The organism is Alcaligenes sp. HNGD-HTN06 (assembly GCF_049932565.1).
GTDB lineage: Bacteria > Pseudomonadota > Gammaproteobacteria > Burkholderiales > Burkholderiaceae_B > Alcaligenes > Alcaligenes ammonioxydans.
Window position 1 is genome coordinate 1,425,955 of record NZ_CP187782.1, and the last position, 18,344, is coordinate 1,444,298.

General features: G+C 56.9%; 14 protein-coding genes. 8 read left to right on the plus strand and 6 right to left on the minus strand.

The window, feature by feature from the left end:
* Positions 1-7 precede the first annotated feature (7 nt).
* Together ACOZ42_RS06510 and ACOZ42_RS06515 are read left to right on the plus strand one after the other, a co-directional pair.
* Positions 8-685 carry a type 1 glutamine amidotransferase domain-containing protein gene (locus ACOZ42_RS06510; protein WP_336579624.1) on the plus strand — a complete coding sequence of 226 codons (678 nt, stop codon included), beginning with the start codon at positions 8-10 and terminating at the stop codon, positions 683-685.
* A gap of 388 nt (positions 686-1,073) precedes the next feature.
* The gene (locus tag ACOZ42_RS06515) at positions 1,074-2,825 is read left to right on the plus strand and encodes a diguanylate cyclase (protein WP_240208816.1); all 1,752 of its coding nucleotides are present in this window, start codon (positions 1,074-1,076) and stop codon (positions 2,823-2,825) included.
* Positions 2,826-3,018: 193 nt separating this feature from the next.
* On the opposite strand, the gene rlmF is transcribed toward ACOZ42_RS06515, so the two are convergent.
* The 6 genes from rlmF to ACOZ42_RS06545 form a co-directional block, all read right to left on the minus strand.
* The gene (gene rlmF / locus ACOZ42_RS06520) at positions 3,019-4,014 is read right to left on the minus strand and encodes a 23S rRNA (adenine(1618)-N(6))-methyltransferase RlmF (protein WP_426345696.1); all 996 of its coding nucleotides are present in this window, start codon (positions 4,012-4,014) and stop codon (positions 3,019-3,021) included.
* Between the two features lie 139 nt (positions 4,015-4,153).
* The gene (gene dut, locus ACOZ42_RS06525) at positions 4,154-4,615 is read right to left on the minus strand and encodes a dUTP diphosphatase (protein WP_003801455.1); all 462 of its coding nucleotides are present in this window, start codon (positions 4,613-4,615) and stop codon (positions 4,154-4,156) included.
* A gap of 71 nt (positions 4,616-4,686) precedes the next feature.
* Entirely contained in the window at positions 4,687-5,871 is a 1,185-nt protein-coding gene (gene coaBC / locus ACOZ42_RS06530) for a bifunctional phosphopantothenoylcysteine decarboxylase/phosphopantothenate--cysteine ligase CoaBC (protein WP_003801454.1), read from the minus strand.
* A 20-nt stretch (positions 5,872-5,891) separates the two neighbouring features.
* Positions 5,892-6,425 carry a signal peptidase II gene (lspA, locus tag ACOZ42_RS06535; protein WP_426345697.1) on the minus strand — a complete coding sequence of 178 codons (534 nt, stop codon included), beginning with the start codon at positions 6,423-6,425 and terminating at the stop codon, positions 5,892-5,894.
* The gene (gene ileS, locus ACOZ42_RS06540; protein ID WP_003801452.1) at positions 6,418-9,258 is read right to left on the minus strand and encodes an isoleucine--tRNA ligase; all 2,841 of its coding nucleotides are present in this window, start codon (positions 9,256-9,258) and stop codon (positions 6,418-6,420) included. Before ileS ends, lspA begins: the two co-directional genes overlap by 8 nt.
* On the minus strand, positions 9,248-10,213 hold the full coding sequence (locus ACOZ42_RS06545) for a bifunctional riboflavin kinase/FAD synthetase (RefSeq protein WP_003801451.1): 966 nt from the start codon (positions 10,211-10,213) through the stop codon (positions 9,248-9,250). The genes ileS and ACOZ42_RS06545 overlap by 11 nt, the downstream gene beginning before the upstream one ends.
* 49 nt (positions 10,214-10,262) lie before the next feature.
* Between ACOZ42_RS06545 and purN the strand changes: the two genes are divergently transcribed.
* The 6 genes from purN to ACOZ42_RS06575 all read left to right on the plus strand — a co-directional run bounded on the left by purN (position 10,263) and on the right by ACOZ42_RS06575 (position 18,319).
* Positions 10,263-10,919, plus strand: a complete 657-nt coding sequence (gene purN, locus ACOZ42_RS06550; RefSeq protein ID WP_003801450.1) for a phosphoribosylglycinamide formyltransferase — start codon at positions 10,263-10,265, stop codon at positions 10,917-10,919.
* 174 nt (positions 10,920-11,093) lie between these two features.
* Positions 11,094-12,359 carry an RsmB/NOP family class I SAM-dependent RNA methyltransferase gene (locus tag ACOZ42_RS06555; RefSeq protein ID WP_003801449.1) on the plus strand — a complete coding sequence of 422 codons (1,266 nt, stop codon included), beginning with the start codon at positions 11,094-11,096 and terminating at the stop codon, positions 12,357-12,359.
* 99 nt (positions 12,360-12,458) lie between these two features.
* Positions 12,459-13,685 (plus strand): DesA family fatty acid desaturase, encoded by a 1,227-nt coding sequence (locus ACOZ42_RS06560; RefSeq protein ID WP_003801447.1) that lies wholly within the window; start codon positions 12,459-12,461, stop codon positions 13,683-13,685.
* Positions 13,682-15,976: a UvrD-helicase domain-containing protein gene (locus ACOZ42_RS06565; protein WP_059317760.1), complete on the plus strand. Its 2,295-nt coding sequence runs from the start codon at positions 13,682-13,684 to the stop codon at positions 15,974-15,976. Before ACOZ42_RS06560 ends, ACOZ42_RS06565 begins: the two co-directional genes overlap by 4 nt.
* 757 nt (positions 15,977-16,733) lie before the next feature.
* A complete protein-coding gene (locus ACOZ42_RS06570) occupies positions 16,734-17,954 on the plus strand; it encodes a sulfite oxidase (RefSeq protein WP_426345698.1) in 1,221 nt (406 codons plus the stop codon).
* Positions 17,955-18,007: 53 nt separating this feature from the next.
* Entirely contained in the window at positions 18,008-18,319 is a 312-nt protein-coding gene (locus ACOZ42_RS06575; RefSeq protein ID WP_426345699.1) for a c-type cytochrome, read from the plus strand.
* Positions 18,320-18,344: the final 25 nt, after the last annotated feature.

The window sequence follows — 18,344 nt, forward strand, 5'->3', positions numbered from 1 at the left end:
GTGCTCCATGAAGATTTTGATGATTCTGACTTCGCACGATCAACTGGGCAACACAGGTCAAAAAACGGGTTTCTGGCTGGAGGAGTTCGCTGCGCCTTATTACGTCTTTAAGGACGCGGGGGCGCAGATCACGGTCGCGTCGCCACAGGGTGGGCAGGTGCCACTGGACCCCAAGAGCGACGATCCTGCGGCGCAGACCGATGACACACGCCGTTTCAAGGAAGATCCCGCCGCCCAGGCCTTGCTTGGCAACACGCATCAACTGAAGGAGGTTGCCGCCGCCGACTTTGATGCTGTGTTTTATCCCGGTGGCCATGGGCCATTGTGGGACTTGGCCGAAGACCCCTTATCCATTGCGCTGATCGAAACCATGCTGAGCGCCGGCAAGCCGGTCGCTGCGGTCTGCCATGCACCCGGCGTATTGCGTCGTGTCAAGGCGCCTGATGGCACGCCGCTGGTTCGGGGTAAATCCGTCACCGGTTTTGCCAATAGCGAGGAAGAGGCTGTCGGCCTGACCGACGTTGTGCCATTTCTGGTGGAAGACATGTTGAAAGAGAACGGCGGTAATTACAGCAAAGGCGGTGACTGGCAACCCTATGTGGCCAGCGATGGCTTGCTGATCACCGGTCAGAACCCGGCCTCGTCCAAACCGGCCGCCCAGGCCTTGCTGAAGCTCTTGGGCTGACCCAGCCTAGCTAACGATGCTGTGCGCAGCATCGTTGCTGCGGTGGTTCTTGCGCCTGTTAGGGACGAGGTACGTTCAATTGGTCGGGCAGCCATGGTATTTGGACGTTGAGACAGCTAACGGTGCTTGGGTGGTCAGTTGTACCTTTAACTGCTCACGGCGATCGCGCTACTGCGGGCCGTTGCGGCAGGCCTGAATATCCAGTGCGCTCGTGGTAGCGCCAGCCTTACGCTTAGAGACCGGGCATGTGTGTGGCCCTGCAAATCAAGTTGTATGCCCTTTGCCTGACACTGAGGGGCAATGAGCAGCAATGCATCCAAATGGCGTGACAAAGCAGCTGAAAACGTCGCTCGAGGCTACAATGTAAAATTCTTGAAACCTAATCTATATGCTGGGACGCTTCGCGATGCGACGAGTGACACGCAGCTTGCGTCAGCGGCTGATCATGATTTTCGGTGGAGTTTCGCTGCTGTTGGGGCTTGTGTCCTCCGTCGTGATCGAGAATAGAGCCACACAGACCTTAACATCCCTCGGCCAAGACAAGCTGGAAGAAATCTCTCGCTCAATTGCCAGGGTGATGTCCCAGAGTTTGGTAGAAAGGCGCCGTGAGATCGATCTTATCAGCCGCTTGCCAACCCTGACTCTTGAGGACTGGCAAACCGAGTCTGTACGGACCATTATTGATGCCGTTAAACAAGGCTATCGGCCTTACGCCTGGATGGGGCTAAGCGACATCAACGGTCGTGTCATTGTGGCCTCCGACGGTCTGCTTGAAGGCGTTGATGTCAGTGCTCGCCCTTGGTTCATCAGGGGTAAAGAACGCTTGTTTACGGGCGACGTTCATGAAGCCCTACTTCTGGCTCGTCATCTTCAGCCCTCCGCATCCCCGTCTGAGCCTCTGCGTTTCATTGACTTTGCCGCCCCGGTCCGCAACAGCCAAGGCGAAATAATTGGAGTCATTGCGACACACGCGCATTGGACGTGGATCGAAGCGGTCATCAAGGAAAGTGTCAGCCAGGAGCATACCAGTCATCAGATTGATGTCTTTCTTGTCGATCGGGCAGGGCAAGTACTGTACACACTTTCAAGAACGCGTGAAGTCGAGCTATTCGGTACCTCATCTGCCAGCGGTGCACTCAACCTCACCTTAACTGAGGACATGTTCAAGGAATATATTTCAGCTCGTGCCGCCATCGTCGGCCCAGGCTCGGAAGACCTTGGATGGTCGATTGTCGTGCGCCAGCCACGCGAGATTGCACTTGCCAGCGTCAGCATCCTGCACCAGCAGATGCTCTGGCTCGGAATCGGTCTTTCCCTGCTGCTGGTCGTGCTGGCTGACCGGGCCGCTGTCCGGTTCAGCAGGCCGTTGCAAGACATTGAAAGAACCGCGTCTCAGATCAACGCGGGCAAAGAGGACGTCAATTTTTCTGTTAAATCCAGTGGAATCCGCGAACTCGACTCCTTGAGCCTGTCGCTTGCTGGCATGACGCATACGCTGATAACGCGCAAAACAGCGCTACAAGACCTGAATCAGTCGCTTGAGTCTCAGGTGCTGGCTCGAACCGCCGACCTGACAGAAGCGAACAGGAAGCTGGAGTCGCTCGCCTCCACAGATGGTTTAACGGGTTTAGCCAATCGACGCCAGTTCGACAAAATCTTGCTGGAAGAAATTGCACGCGCTCGTCGTCATTCTCATCCTCTTGCGCTAATCCTGCTGGACATTGATTTTTTCAAGCATTTCAATGATCGCTATGGTCATCAAGCCGGTGATGACTGCCTGCGAGCTGTGGCGCAGGCCCTCAAGAGGGTGGGCCGACGCTCGAGCGATTTTGTGGCCCGCTACGGGGGTGAAGAGTTCGCGATTATTTTGCCTGAAACTCCATGCGCTAAAGCCCTGGAGCTGGCAAAGGCCGTTTGCACCACCGTGCGATCCTTGGACATCCCGCATTCGGACTCACCCATCGGGTTTGTCACAATCAGTGCGGGCGTCACCTGTCTCGACACACGCGATCCTCAACCCGCGATCACACTTGTGTCGCGTGCTGACGCGGCGCTCTATAAGGCTAAAGTCAGCGGTCGCAACCAAGCATTCCTCGACAATTCTGGCCATTTGGACGGTAGGGGCAAGCCTACGGCCTGAAGGCTTGAGTTGCTGGGTGGTGGGGGAGTGACGTCATTGAGCCGGGCAGCCTCCGAGGGCGCGGCGCGTGAGAGTACGGTAGGTCGAAACCGTGTGGACCTAGTGTTCTCGTTGGCGTTGTGTCACCTAAGACTTCCTTAGCAGCGCAAGCGCTGTTTATCTGGCTGTATCTCATCCAGCGTTTGCTACGAGCCTACTGCCAGCGCGCCTTGCGCCAAGCCTCGTGTTCCCTAGCGTCAAGAAACGACCAGGCTACAAACCGACTTTGCTTTTGACCTTGCGTCATTTCAACTGTCTGTATCTTGAAGGCCTTGGCCTTCCTCAAAGCAGACAAGATTCCAGGTAAGTTCGACGCTTTGGACACCAAGCTGCTGAACCATAGCACTTGCCGGCCTACAATCGTGCTTTCTTCTATCATGCGGCGTATAAAGCGTGCTTCACCACCCTCACACCATAGCTCTGCATGTTGCCCACCGAAATTCAGCACAGGCGCCTGTTGTTTAGGCACCGCCTTGCCCAGTCCGCGCCATTTGCGCTGGCTGCCGCTTAAGGCCTCATCGAGCGATGAATGAAAGGGCGGGTTGCATAGCGTCAGGTCAATGTAGTCATTTGCACCCAGGATGCCTTTAAAAATATGGGCGGGCGATTTCTGTTGACGTAACTTGATGGCAGCCGACAGGCCGGGATTGGCATGAATAATCGTGCGCGCCGATGTTAAGGCACTTGCGTCAATGTCCGTGCCCAGAAACTGCCAGCCATACTCGGCATGACCAATCAAAGGGTAGATGGCATTTGCGCCGACGCCAATATCAAGGACACGCACTGCTTCACCGCGGGGAATGCTCCCCTTATTGCTGTTGGCTAGCACATCGGCCAAGTAGTGCACGTAATCGGCACGCCCAGGAATAGGAGGGCACAGGTAACTGGCCGGAATATCCCAATGTGCTATGCCGTAAAAGCTCTTGAGCAGGGCGCGATTCAGGGCTTTGACGGCATTCGGATCTGCGAAGTTGATGCTTTGATCGCCGTAGGGATTGACGAAAACGAAAGCTGCCAGTTCGGGTGTCTCTTTGATCAGGGTGTCAAAGTCATAACGGCCCTGATGGCGGTTACGCGGATGGAGTTGAGCCGCTGTTTTGTTTGATGTGGCTCGTTCAGCGTTGGAACTACCTGTTTTGTGAGAGGGCATTGAAGTCCGAAAATGGCTTGGGTCAGTCTGAATCGTGGCGCTGGCACGCGTGTAGAGCATCGTGTCAGGGCTGTAAAGGAGCGATGCCTGCTGTTGTGGTCAGGCGGGTGTGCATCGCGTCCTTCTCTCGCCTTAAGGCTTAATGCTTGCCTGTGCTGCCAAAGCCGCCTGTGCCACGTTCTGTCTCAGTAGAGAACTCGCTTACCAACTGCAGCGCAACTTGCACGACTGGCTGGAACATGAGCTGAGCGATACGTTCGCCGGGCTGAATGACATAGTCCTGGTCGCTGTCGTTGGCCAGAATCACCCCGATCTCGCCGTGGTAGTCGGCATCAATCACGCCAATGCCTTGTGCAACCCGCACACCGTGTTTGAGGGACAGGCCCGAGCGTGAGGCGACGATGGCAACCAGACCAGGGTCCATCATATTAATGGCCAGTCCGGTTTTAACCAGTGTGCGGCCGCCTGCGGGCAGGGTGACGGCTTCGCTCAGGCAAGCACGCAGGTCCATGGCAGCAGAGCCGTCCGTGGCGTAGCTGGGGGCTTCAATGGTCGTGCCCAACAGATCATTGACGATGCGAGCTTCAATACGGCGATGCATAGACGGTATCCTGAAAAAAAGAGGCAGCGCATCTGCTTGGCGCTGCCCGCAATCATAAAAGAGAAAAAGCGTTAAAGCCGCTGGGCGATATTTTGTACCAGTTGACGTGCAGCCAGCAGTTTATCCTGGGCAGGCCAGTGCATATGGCCTTGCTCGTCAAATAGCACGAGTTCGGTGTCGTCGGCGTTCATGGCGCGCTGGGCCAGGTTGGCAACCAGCAAAGGCACATTTTTACGCTGGCGCTTGGCCTGGGCGTGCTCGATCAAATTGTCTGTCTCGGCGGCAAAGCCGACGCAGAAAGGACCGTTCTTAAGTGCGGCAACCTCGGCCAGAATATCGGGATTGGGGCTGAATTGCAGGTTTGGTGTGGCTTGTTCAGACGTCTTTTTAATCTTGATGTCGCTGGCATTGCTGACGTACCAGTCGGCCACCGCTGCAACGCTGATGAAGATATCGGCATCATCCACTTGAGACATGACGGTGGCGTGCATTTGGCGGGCCGTTTCCACGTTGATGCGACGCACCTGGTAAGGCGTTTCCAGTGCAACCGGCCCTGAGACTAGCGTGACGTGTGCACCAGCCTCCTGAGCCGCCCGTGCAATGGCGTAGCCCATCTTGCCGGAGGAGCGGTTGCTGATGACGCGCACCGGGTCAATCGGCTCGCTGGTAGGGCCAGCGGTAATCAGCACGCGTTTGCCCGCCAGCAGTTTGGGCTGAAAGAACGCCGTCAGCTCAGCAAGCAGTTGGGCCGGTTCCAGCATGCGCCCGTCGCCGGTTTCACCACAGGCCTGGTCCCCTGTGCCGGGGCCCAGAATATGCACACCGTCGCGGCGTAGTTGTTCCACATTGCGCTGGGTAGCCGGATGCAGCCACATTTCCCGGTTCATGGCCGGGGCCAGCAGTAGCGGGCAATGACCACGGGCGATGCACAAGGTGCTGAGCAAGTCGTCGGCCAGGCCATTGGCCAGCTTGGCCATGAAGTTGGTGCTGGCCGGCGCAATCAGAATGGCGTCTGCGTCCCGGCTGAGCTGGATGTGGGCCATATTATTAGGTACACGTGCATCCCACAGATCGGTATAGACCGTGCGGCCCGACAAGGCCTGAAAAGTGACCGGGCTGATAAAACGCGTGGCCGATTCGGTCATCACGACATCAATCCGGGCGCCCAGGTCCTGGCTGCGACGCAAGAGTTCGGCGGTTTTATAAGCAGCGATGCCGCCGGTGATGCCAAACACCAGTTTTTTATTGCTAAGCATAGGACATGATCCTTACAGACTCAGGAGCGCTGTCGTTTGTTGCGGCGCATGCGCAGAAACTCATCCAGCACCAACAAGGCAGCGCCGCAGCTAATGGCGACGTCGGCAATGTTGAAGGCTGGAAAGTAGGACTGATTCCAGTAAAAAAGCAGGAAATCCACAACGTGACCATGCATCAGACGATCGACCACATTACCAACCGCCCCGCCCAGAATCAGGCTCAGTGACAGGCAGAACAAGGGCTGTTTGGCGGATCGACGCAGCATGGCCACGATAAACACCGTGGCAATGGCGGCAATGCCGACAAAGAACCAGCGTTGCCAGCCCTGGCCGCCGGCCAGGAAACTGAACGCAGCCCCGGGGTTGTAGAGCAGGGTGAAGTCAAAAAAAGGCAGGATGTTCCAACGTTCCTGATAGAACAGGTTGCTGTCGAAATACTGCTTGGTCCACTGGTCCAGACCTACGATCAAGGCGGCCAGACCAATCCAGGCCCAGAACTGCCGGGAGGGCAGTCGGGCCTGGTCGGGAGAAGAGGCCATGTCCTGATCAGGCATGGTGACGCACTTCGCCTTCGCCAAACAGATTGTCCTCGCAACGACCACACAGGGTGGGGTGCTCGGCGCTTTGGCCTACGTCAGGGCGATGGTGCCAGCAGCGCTCGCACTTGGCCTGTTCGGTAGGGGTGACATCAATGCGCAAGTCGCCTTCGCCAGCGTGCACGTCGGCACGGGAAACGATCAGCATGAAGCGCAAGTCTTCGCCCAGGGAGCGCAGGAATTCCAGATCCTGATCTTGGGCGTAGATGTCGATCTCGGCAGCCAGGGACGAACCGATGGCGCCGGTGCTGCGTACATCTTCAATACGACGCATCACGTCGGCACGGATGGCGCGCAGACGCTGCCATTTGGCGCTAAGTGCCGACTGCTCGCCTTGCTCGGGCAAGGCATGGAACAGTTCGGTGAAGATGGTGCCGCTAGGAACCGAACCACCGTGCATGTCGCGCCAGGCTTCTTCTGCCGTGAAGGACAGGATAGGGGCCATCAGCTTGAGCAGTGTCTGAGTCAAGTGATACAGCGCGGTCTGAGCCGAGCGGCGGGGCTGACCCTCTTTAGCGGTGGTGTACAGGCGGTCTTTCAGAATATCCAGGTAGAAAGCCCCCAGATCTTCAGAGCAGAAGGTTTGCAAGCGGGCCACGATAGGATGGAATTCGTAGCGCTTGTAGTTCTCCAGCAGGTCGGCCTGCATGTCGGCGGTCATTTGCAGGGCGTAACGGTCGATCTCGATCAATTGATCAACAGGCACTGCATGTTGGGTGACATCGAAGTCGGCCAGGTTACCCAGCAGAAACTTCAAGGTATTGCGGATACGGCGGTAGCCTTCCACAACACGCTTCAGAATTTCATCGGAGATGGACAGCTCGCCCGAATAGTCCGTGGAGGCGGCCCACAGGCGCATGATTTCGGCGCCCATCTTGTCGGCAATCTCTTGCGGCTTGATGATGTTGCCCAGCGATTTGCTCATCTTGCGGCCATTGCCGTCCACCACAAAGCCGTGAGTGAGCAGGGCTTTGTACGGTGCGCGACCGTACAACATGCAGCCAGTCAGCAAGGAGGAATGGAACCAGCCACGGTGTTGGTCCGAACCTTCCAGGTACAGATCGGCAGGCCATTGCAGCTTGTCGGCGTGCGAACCGTGCGTGGTGTGATCCTTGCCGCCCAAAACGGTGGCGTGCGTGGTGCCCGAGTCAAACCACACGTCCAGCGTGTCGCGGTTTTTCTCGTACAGATCGGCCTCGTCGCCCAGGAGCTCACGCGGGTCCAGGTTCTGCCAGGCTTCGATACCGCTTTTTTCGATGCGTTGAGCGACTTGTTCCATCAGCTCGGGCGTGCGCGGATGCAGCTCACCCGTTTCCTTGTGTACAAAGAACGCCATGGGTACACCCCATTGACGCTGTCGCGACAAGGTCCAGTCAGGGCGGTTGGCGATCATGGCATGCAGGCGGGCGCGACCCCAGGAGGGGTAGAACTCGGTGTTGTCAATGGCTTCCAGCGCCATCTCGCGCAGCGTGCGGCCACTGCTGTTTTCCTTGTCCATGCCGGCAAACCATTGGCTGGTGGCGCGGTAGATAATGGGGGTTTTGTGGCGCCAGCAGTGCATATAGCTGTGTGGGTGTTGCTCGGTCTTGAGCAAAGTGCCAGCGTTTTGCAAGGTTTCCACGATTTGTGGGTTGGCCTTCCAGATCAGCTGACCGCCAAACAGAGGCAGATTGTCAGCGTAGTGCCCATTGCCCATGACGGGTTTGAGCATATCGTCGTCCTTCATGCCGTGGGCTTTGCAGGAGATAAAGTCCTCAATACCGTAGGCAGGGGCCGAGTGAACCACGCCAGTACCGCTGTCCAGGGTGACATAGTCGCCCAGGTACACGGGGGAGCGGCGCTGATAGCCAGCATCCACCTTGGCCAGCGGGTGATCAAATTCGATCAGGTTCAGGGCTTCACCCGTCGTGGTGGCAACAATCTGGCCGGTCAGCCCCCATTGTTCCAGACAGGATTTAACCAGATCCTCAGCTACGATCAGCATGGAGCCAGTCGCGCGTGCCGTGTCCAGTTTGACCAGGGCGTAGCGGATTTCGGGGTGGACGTTCAGCGCCTGGTTGGCAGGGATGGTCCAAGGAGTGGTGGTCCAGATGACGATGGCGCCATCGTCCACGTTGCTTACGCCAAAAGCGCTCGCCAATTTGTCTTTCTGGGCGAAGGGGAAAGCCACATGCACGGATGGGTCGGTGCGATCCGCGTATTCAACCTCGGCTTCTGCCAGGGCCGAGCCACAGTCAAAACACCAGTTCACCGGTTTCAGGCCACGAAAGACGAAACCCTTTTGCATGATCTTGGACAGCGCGCGCAGCTCGTCGGCTTCGTTGCTGAAGTTCATGGTCAGGTAGGGATTCTCCCAGTCCGCCAGCACGCCCAGACGTTTGAAGTCCTTGCGCTGGCTCTCGATCTGTTCCAGCGCGTAGGCACGTGCCTTGGCCTGAACGTCGGCCACAGGCAGGTTCTTGCCGTACTTCTTTTCAATCTGAACTTCAATGGGCATGCCGTGGCAGTCCCAGCCAGGCACATATTGCGCGTCAAAGCCAGCCATGTTGCGGCTCTTGACGATGATGTCTTTCAAAATCTTGTTGACCGCGTGCCCGATGTGAATGTCACCGTTCGCATAGGGCGGGCCGTCGTGCAAAATGAACTTGGGACGACCGGCGCTGGCTTGCCGAATTGCTGCATAGACTTTGTTTTCTTCCCACTGGCTAATCCAGCCCGGCTCACGTTTGGCGAGATCACCACGCATGGGAAAAGGCGTGTCGGGCAAATTGAGAGAGTTTTTATAGTCCATTTGAAGCAAAGTAGTCGCGAGCGCGTTGTGCATCGTTGTCGATGGCAGCGATCATTGTGATGAGGTCAGGGAATTTTTCTTCGTCCCTGACAAATTCCAGAAATTCTATACGGGCAAGTTTACCGTAAGCATCCAGGCGTTGGTCCAGTAAATGCACCTCCAAGAGCAGCCGTCCCTGGTCGATGACGGTTGGGCGCACGCCCAGGGAGGCAATGCCGGGCAGAGCCTGCCCGGCCAGTCCGTGAACGCGAACCACGTACACGCCCGAGCGGGCGGCACAGTGCTCAGGGACACGGACATTGAGTGTCGGGTAGCCAATATCCCGGCCCAGCTTCTGGCCATGAATGACATGACCACTAATGTGAAAAGGTTTGCCCAGCAGCGCACGGGCGCGGTCCAGTTGACCGACGGCCAGGGCGGTGCGCACTTCCGAGCTGGAAATGCGGCGGCCATCGGCATCGGCCACGTCGTGCAAGGTCTCGACACTAAAACCATGACGTTTGCCCGCTTCGCGCAACATCTCAATGTCGCCGGCGCGTTTGTGGCCATAGCGGAAGTCTTCGCCCACCAGTAGCCAGCCCGTATTCAGGCCCTGAACCAGAATGTCTTCAATAAAGGTTGCTGCCGACATGTCGGCCATGGCCTGGTTGAAACGGGCCAGATAAATTTGTTCAATGCCGCACTGGTGCAGGGCCTCGACCTTGTCCCGCAAGCCGCTGATTTGCGTCGGTATCAGTTCGGGCCGTTGGCCGCGCTGCGCGAAAAAGGCGCGTGGGTGCGGGGTGAAGGTCATGACACAGGAGCTAAGACCTTGCTGGCGGGCCACGTCATTGACGCGGTGCAAGATGGCCTGGTGGCCCAGATGCACGCCGTCAAAATTACCAATGGTGACCGCGCTGCGGGCCGTGCTGTTGCGCCGCGGCAGAGAGCGATAGAGTTTTAGATCAGATTTCACAAGCGAGAGTTTACAATTTTGGATTCGTTATTTCTCGGGAAACAGGATTTTGACCGATTCCACCGTACCTTGTCGCCTTGTTGTGCTTATTTCAGGCCGCGGCTCCAACTTGCAAGCCATAGGCGAACTGATCAAGACAGCGGGCCTAAATGGCCGTATCGAGGCGGTCATCTCTAACAAGGCCGATGCGCCCGGATTGGCATGGGCACAGCGTCAAGGGCTGCCTGTCCAGACCGTTTCGCATCGCGAATTTGCAACACGCGAGGCCTTTGACCAGGCTTTGGCGCGCGTGATTGACCGCTACCAGCCAGATTATGTTCTACTGGCAGGATTCATGCGCATCCTGAGCACCGATTTTGTTCAGCACTATGCAGGCAAGCTCATCAATATACACCCATCCTTGCTTCCCAGCTTTCCCGGTTTGAATACCCATCAACAGGCACTTGACGCAGGCGTGCAGTTTCATGGCTGCTCGGTGCACTTTGTGACCCCTGTGCTCGATGATGGTCCCATCATTGCCCAGAGCATTGTGCCTGTCTTGCACAACGATGATGCACAAACCTTGGCAGAGCGCGTTCTGGCCACTGAACATCACGTCTATACCGAGGCCGTACGCTGGCTGATCGAGGGGCGCGTGCGTTTGCATGCCGATGGCCGTGTCGAGGTGGCCGGTCTTGCGCATCGCGGCTTTTATTTCCCCGCCTGATTTAAGCGGGTTATTTGGAATTTTTGAATATTCATGTCTGATCACCAACAATCTCGCGGCCGCTCGGACCGCAAGCGCCCATCCTCGACGGACCAACGTAACGAGTCTGGAGCGCGCGGTCGTCCTTATGCAGCACGCCGTGACAAACCCTCGGGCCCACCCGAGCCGGGAGCGATGGCACAGCGTCGTCTGGAACAGGTTTCCAGTGCCCTGGGTGAGGTTTTGCAATGGAAGCATCCCGCCGACCTGGCTTTGACCCGCTGGGCCCGTACACGCCCCAAAATGGGCTCGCGTGACCGTGCCGAGATTCGTGAAGCTGTTTTCGACGTATTGCGTCACTTGCGCCAGTACCGTAATTGGGCAGAAAGCGGCGTGGGCCCGTCCACCCGTCGTCTGGCCATTCTTGGCCTGTCTACCGCGATGGGGCAGGAATCTCTGGCGCTGGGGCTGACACAAGAAGAGCGTCAGTGGCTGAGCCATATCCGTGCCCTGAACGTAGACGGTTTGCCAGTTGGCGTGCGCCTGAGCCTGCCTGAGTGGCTGGAAGAGCGTCTGAAAGAGATTCCGGACTCTTACAAACTGATGGCCGCCATGAACGAGCAGGCTTTGCTGGATCTGCGCGTCAACCCCATGAAAGCCGAGCGCGACACCGTGCTGCGCCAGTTGCAAAACGGTCCCATGGCCCGATTCAAACCGGTTGCCATGCCTTTTTCGCCCTGGGGTATCCGAATTGAAGGCCGCCCCTCTGTCGCTGTATGGCCACAGTATGAAAAAGGTGAGCTGGAAATTCAGGAAGAGGGCAGCCAGTTGCTGACCGCCTTGCTTGAGCCCCGTCGGGGCGAGATGGTCATCGATTACTGCGCGGGCGCCGGTGGCAAATCCCTGCTCCTGGGAGCCCTGATGCGCTCCACAGGCCGCCTGTACGCCTTTGACGTGTCGGCCACGCGCCTGAACAAGGCCAAGCCGCGGTTTGCCCGCGCCGGTCTGTCCAATGTGGTACCGGTGGTCATTCAGGAAGAAGGCGACCAGCGTGTTCGTCGCCTGCATGGCAAGGCTCACCGTGTGTTGGTGGATGCACCGTGCAGCGGATTGGGAACTTTGCGTCGAAATCCTGATCTTAAATGGCGTCAACACCCGCAGGCTCTGGAGCAGTACACTCAGATGCAGGCCGACATTCTGGAACAAGCCGCCGCTTGTGTTGCACCAGGAGGTCGTTTGGTTTACGCAACATGCAGTTTCTTGCCCGAGGAAAACGAGCAACAAGTGCAGGCATTCTTGGACAAACATCCCGAGTTCCGACTGCTGGACGCCCGGGAAATATTGAAGGACAAATGTCCGGCCCTTGCGCTAGAGGGGCCTTATTTAAATCTGCGCACGGACCGTCACCAGACAGATTGTTTCTTTGGTGCGGCACTTGAACGAATCACGGAAAGTGCTTGATTTAAAGCAAGTTCGTCCTTAAATAATGTTATTGTTAAGGGGTTAGGTGAGCTACACTTTTCCAGTTTCCCTTAACAAAAATCAGGTCTAAAAGGGTCTATGCAATCGTTTCTTTCTTTTCTTGCTGACGGATGGCTGCAACTGTCTTGGTGGCAGCTTATTCTCGTTATTTTGGCGATGACACATGTCACTATTGTGGCAGTGACCGTATTTCTTCACCGCAGTCAGGCGCACCGCGGGCTGGACCTGCATCCAGCGCTGATGCATTTCTTCCGTTTCTGGCTTTGGATGACCACTGGCATGGTCACGAAGGAATGGGTTGCGATTCACCGCAAGCACCACGCCAAATGCGAACGTGAAGGCGATCCTCATTCCCCCGTTGTCTTTGGCCTGGGCCAGGTGTTTTTCCGTGGCGCAGAGCTTTACCGCCAGGAAGCCACCAATCCGGAAACCCTCAAGCGTTTCGGTCACGGTACCCCCGATGACTGGCTCGAGCGCAACCTGTACAGCAAGTACAGCATGCTGGGTATTACCATCATGCTGGGTATTGACCTGTTCCTCTTCGGCCTGCTGGGTCTGACTGTCTGGGCGATCCAGATGGCCTGGATTCCTTTCTGGGCAGCCGGTGTGGTGAACGGTCTGGGTCATGCGATCGGTTACCGCAACTTTGCCAGTCCCGATACCAGCACCAATGTGTTCCCGTGGGGCATCATCATTGGCGGCGAGGAACTGCACAACAACCACCACGCTTACGGTACATCGGCCAAGTTCTCCAGCAAATGGTACGAGTTTGATCTGGGCTGGTGCTATATCACGGTGTTCAAGGCACTGGGGTTGGCCAAGGTCAAGAAGGTGGCTCCCAAGCTGCGTCTGGAACCGAGTGTGCCGTCGAATGCCCCCGTGGAAAGTATCAGTCTGTCCACCCTGCAAGGCGTGATCACGCACCGCTACGAAATTTTGGCGCGCTATGCGGACATCATCAAAACCACCGCATCGGAAGAGATCGCCCGTTTGAAGCCACAGGTGAACAAAGACAATCCCAATTGCTCGTGGGCCTTGTTGGAAAGCTGCAACGACTGGATCGGTCGTGGCGACGATGTTCTGGCCCCTGAGCAGCGTGCGGAGCTGGAAAATGTGGCAGCGGGTAACTCGCGCCTGTCCATTCTGGTTCGCATGCAGCGTGAGCTGGCCGGCATCTGGGAGAGTTCCAGCGCATCGAGCGAGCAGTTGCTCGCGGATCTGCGCGCCTGGTGCCAGCGTGCTCAGCAAAGTGGCATTGACAGTCTTGAGCAGTTCGCCTTGCGTCTGCGCCGCTACGCGGCATGATGGATCGCTTAAACCCGGAACAGCGAGCCGCCGTCACCTTACCCTCTGGCCATGCCTTGGTGCTGGCCGGAGCTGGTAGCGGGAAAACCAGTGTCCTGACCTCCCGAATGGCCTGGTTAATCCAGACCGGGCAGGTCAGCCCACACGGCCTTGCTGCTGTTACCTTCACCAATAAAGCCGCGCGCGAAATGCTGACGCGGCTTACTTCTTTATTGCCCATCGACACCCGCGGTATGTGGGTGGGAACCTTCCACGGTCTGTGCAATCGCTTGCTGCGCATGCATTATCGCGATGCCGGGCTGGTACAGACATTCCAGATTCTGGATACGGCTGACCAACTGGCCTCTATCAAGCGCCTGGTCAAGGCCAATAATATTGATGACGAGAAATTCCCGCCCAAGGAAATCCAGAAATTCATCAATGCTTGCAAGGAAGACGGCCAGCGTCCTGGAGACCTGGACGCCCACGATCCCCACCGTCGCCGTCTGATCGAGCTCTATCAGCTGTATCAAGATCAATGCGAACGGGAGGGCGTCGTAGACTTTGGCGAGCTGCTGTTGCGTGCCTACGAGCTCCTGTCTCGTAATGCCCCTATTCGCGAGCATTATCAGCGCCGTTTCAAGCACATTCTGGTCGATGAGTTTCAGGACACCAACGTCCTGCAGTATCGTTGGCTGCGCTTGTTGGCGGGTGAGCAGGCCAGTTTGTTCGCCGTGGGTGATGATGACCAGTCCATCTATGCGTTCCGTGGTGCGAACGTGGGCAATATGGCCGACTTTGAGCGCGACTATGCTCGTGGCAATGTGATTCGTCTGGAGCAGAACTACCGCTCCTGTGGTCATATTCTGGAATCGGCCAATGCGCTGATCGAGAATAACAGTGGCCGTCTGGGCAAGAATCTGTGGACGGATAGTGGCGAAGGCGAGCTGGTGCGCATCAGCGAGCTGGCCTCCGATGCTCTGGAAGCGCAATGGATTGTGGATGAAGTTCGCGCCTTGATTGCCGAGGGCAAGCCGCGCCGCGAGATTGCCATTTTGTATCGCAGCAATGCCCAGTCGCGGGTCATTGAGCACAGGCTCTTTTCCCAGGGGCTGCCCTACAAGGTGTATGGCGGCCATCGCTTCTTCGAGCGCCAGGAGATCAAACATGTGCTGGCGTATCTGCGTTTGATGGATAACGCGGATGACGATACGGCGTTTTTGCGTGTCGTGAATTTTCCCACGCGCGGAATTGGCGCCCGCTCTGTTGAGCAACTGGCCGATTTGGCGCGTGAACGTGGTACGAGTTTGCTGCGGGCCATTCCTTATCTGCAAGGGCGTGCAGCAACAAGTTTGATGCGTTTTGCCACGCTGATTCAGGATATGGCCAGCCAGGCACAGATTTTGTCCTTGCCCGAGCTGATTGAGCATGTGGTTCACCACAGTACCTTGCTGGCTCACTATCAGGCTGACCGTGAAGGCGCTGAACGGCTTGAGAACTTGCAGGAACTGGTGAACGCAGCCACCGTGTTTGTGGGTGAGGAAGGATTTGCCGAACTGCCTGCAGGCCGTGTTCCTGAAGCTGTGCCCGGTGAGTCCGAACAGGCAATGCAAAATCCGGAGCAAGCGGCAGCCTCTGTACTGGCACCCATGTCGCCCCTGGGCTCCTTCCTGACCCATGCTTCGCTGGAAGCGGGCGACAATCAGGCACAGGCGGGTCAGGATGCGATTCAGTTGATGACCATCCATGCAGCAAAAGGACTGGAGTTTGATGCAGTCTTTATCACTGGTCTGGAAGAGGGGCTTTTTCCTCATGAAAACAGCCTGTTTGACCCAGGTGGGATCGAGGAGGAGCGTCGCCTGATGTACGTGGCGATTACGCGGGCGCGTCAGCGTTTGTACATTACCTTGGCGCAAAGCCGCATGTTGCATGGACAAACGCGTTACGCCATGCGCTCTCGCTTTCTGGAGGAGCTGCCGGAACAACACATCAAGTGGTTGTCGGCGCGTTACACCAGTTCGCCCATGCAGTCTGAAGCCAGTTCGGGTGCGTTCCGTCGTGGCCAAAGTTGGGAGTCCAAGGACAAGAGCTACTCGGCTCAGCCCTATGGCGGTCGTAGTCACACCAGTGTTCTGGAGGTGAACGGTCAGACCTTCCGGGTCGGGCAGGGCGTGCACCACAATCGTTTTGGTGAAGGCACCATCATCAACCTGACCGGTCAGGGGGAGGATGCACAGGCTTTGATCCAGTTTCGCGAAGTGGGAAGCAAGACCCTGGCCTTGGCGATCGCCAAGCTGGATACGGTTAGCTAAGCAAGAGCCAGACAGGCCATAGCAAACTGAGGGCCCCCGCAATGACGGGGGCTTTTTTAATGCTCTGTGCCTGGAGCACCGCAAGCTCCTCTACCTTGGCCTATGAGTCTATCTCCGTCTTTGTTTCTTTCTGTTGGCCTTGGGCATGAGCAGGTTTTTTGATCCTGTACGAGTCTACGTCTGCATCTGAACAGGACGATGAACCCGGGCCTGACCCTGAAACCGAACCCGGAATGCGCTTTAAGCCGGTCCCCAACTGGGACGGCAACTTTAATCTCATCCCCAGTCCCACTCCCATTCTGACGCCTGGCCCAGGTCCTGGCCATGGCATTCACCCCAGCCTGAACCAGTGCTTGGAGTCTGGAGCTGATTTTCAGCCTTTGCTCCCCGTGTTTAAGCCGTCACGCCCAGCTTGTACGTGCTGATAAGGCAGACCACTCTTGAACCTTCTGCCATTACGGTCAGATAGTGTGCATTTTTGTCGAGCATCCGACTCCCATCCTGGTCGGTTTAGTGTCTGTCAGCGCGCCACGTCAAGCGGATGGATAAAAGTCTAGCCTTCTTCCTCGGACGGATGAACGACTGCTCGATTTTCTAAAGAACCTTGTTTAGCGCGGGTTTCCGCGCGTTCGTCCTTGCCCTTAAATCTCAATCCAAGCGTTATATATAAGGGTTATATTTTCTAGTTATAAAATGGGTGCCCCCATAAAATCGAAGCCTAAATTAATTACAGTAACAAACATACATGGAGGCGATCATGGAACCTAGCAATCTTTCACGTCGGCGCATGCTTTTGTCGACAGGCGGGGTGATGGCCCTGGCTGGTACCGCAAGTCTGACCCCTTTGTCAGCCGCTCTGGCTCAGGAAAAGGCTAAAACGCAAGCGAAAGCTCTGCCGGCCTATGCGTCCTGGAAACATGCCGACAGTTTGATCGTGCATAGCGCCAATACGATTGAAACCAAACGCAGCGCCTTTGGCTCCGGTTTGATTACACCGCTGGATCGCTTGTTCGTACGCAATAATGTAGCCCCTCCGTCCGAGCAGATCGTGGCTGATCCGGATGCCTGGGTATTGTCCATCAAGGGGGTGAAGAACCCACAGGACATGACCGTGGCCCAGCTCAAGCGTCTGGGTCTGGTTGCCGTGCCGATGGTGCTGCAGTGCTCGGGTAACGGCCGTGCCTACTTTCCTGAAAAACCCAGCGGCACCAAGTGGACCGTGGGTGCAGCAGGCTGTGTCGTGTTCTCGGGCGTACCTGTCAAGGCTGTGCTGGAAGCGACCGGCGGAATGGACGCCGGCGCTAAGTACATGACGGGTACCGGTGGGGAGGATATTCCAGAAGGCCTGGACCCCAATACCGTCATGGTAGAGCGCTCACTGCCGCTGGAAGCGATTGATGACGCTATTTTGGCCTGGGAAATCAATGGTCAGCCCATTCCCCTGGCTCACGGTGGCCCATTGCGTTTGATCGTGCCGGGTTACACGGGCGTCAATAATGTCAAATACATCAAGCAACTGGCCTTTAGCAAGGACCAGTCGGCTGCCAGCATTCAGCAAAACAGCTACCGCATGACGCCTATGGGCGAAAAGACCAATGTGAATCAGGAATCGGTGTGGGAAATGCCGGTCAAGTCCTGGATCACCAGCCCGAACGGCGAGCCTGGCGAAGACCTCAAGGCAGGACTCGTACAGATTCAGGGCCTGGCCTTTGGCGGCATGTCCGCTGCCAAGGAGGTGGAAGTGACGGTGGACGGCGGCAAGAACTGGGTCAAGGCCCAGTTCGTTGGACCGGACCTGGGCAAGTATGCCTGGCGCCAGTTTGTGGTGGGCATGGACCTGAAGCCTGGTCAATATGAAATCGCCAGCCGCGCGACCAGTGAAGCCGGCACGGTTCAACCTGAGGAGCGCGTGGCTAACAGCCATGGCTATTTGAATAATAGTTGGCGTGACCACATGTTGGCGGTCACCGTTGTTTAAGTATTAAATGTTGTAGCCACCCCGACACGTCGGGGTGGGTTCGGAAGGAAATCATGAAGAAATACCTCGTTGTTGCTGCTGCCTGTTTGTTTGCTGTTGCAGGTCAGGCCCATGCAGATGAGCAAGGCAAAGTTCTGTTTAGCAGCGGTGCCAAACCTATTGCCTGTGCGTTTTGTCATACCTTGGCCGATGCCGGTTCTGCCGGTGCCATCGGCCCTGATCTGGATGAGTTGCAGCCCTCGAAAGAGCAAATCCTGAAAGTCATGAAAGAGGGTATGGGTGCCATGCCCTCGTTCGCGCAGACCTTGAGCGATGAAGAGCGCGACGCCATCGCGACCTACGTCAGTTCCGTAGCAGGACAGTAAAACCTGCGATTGCCCCTTGGGGCAG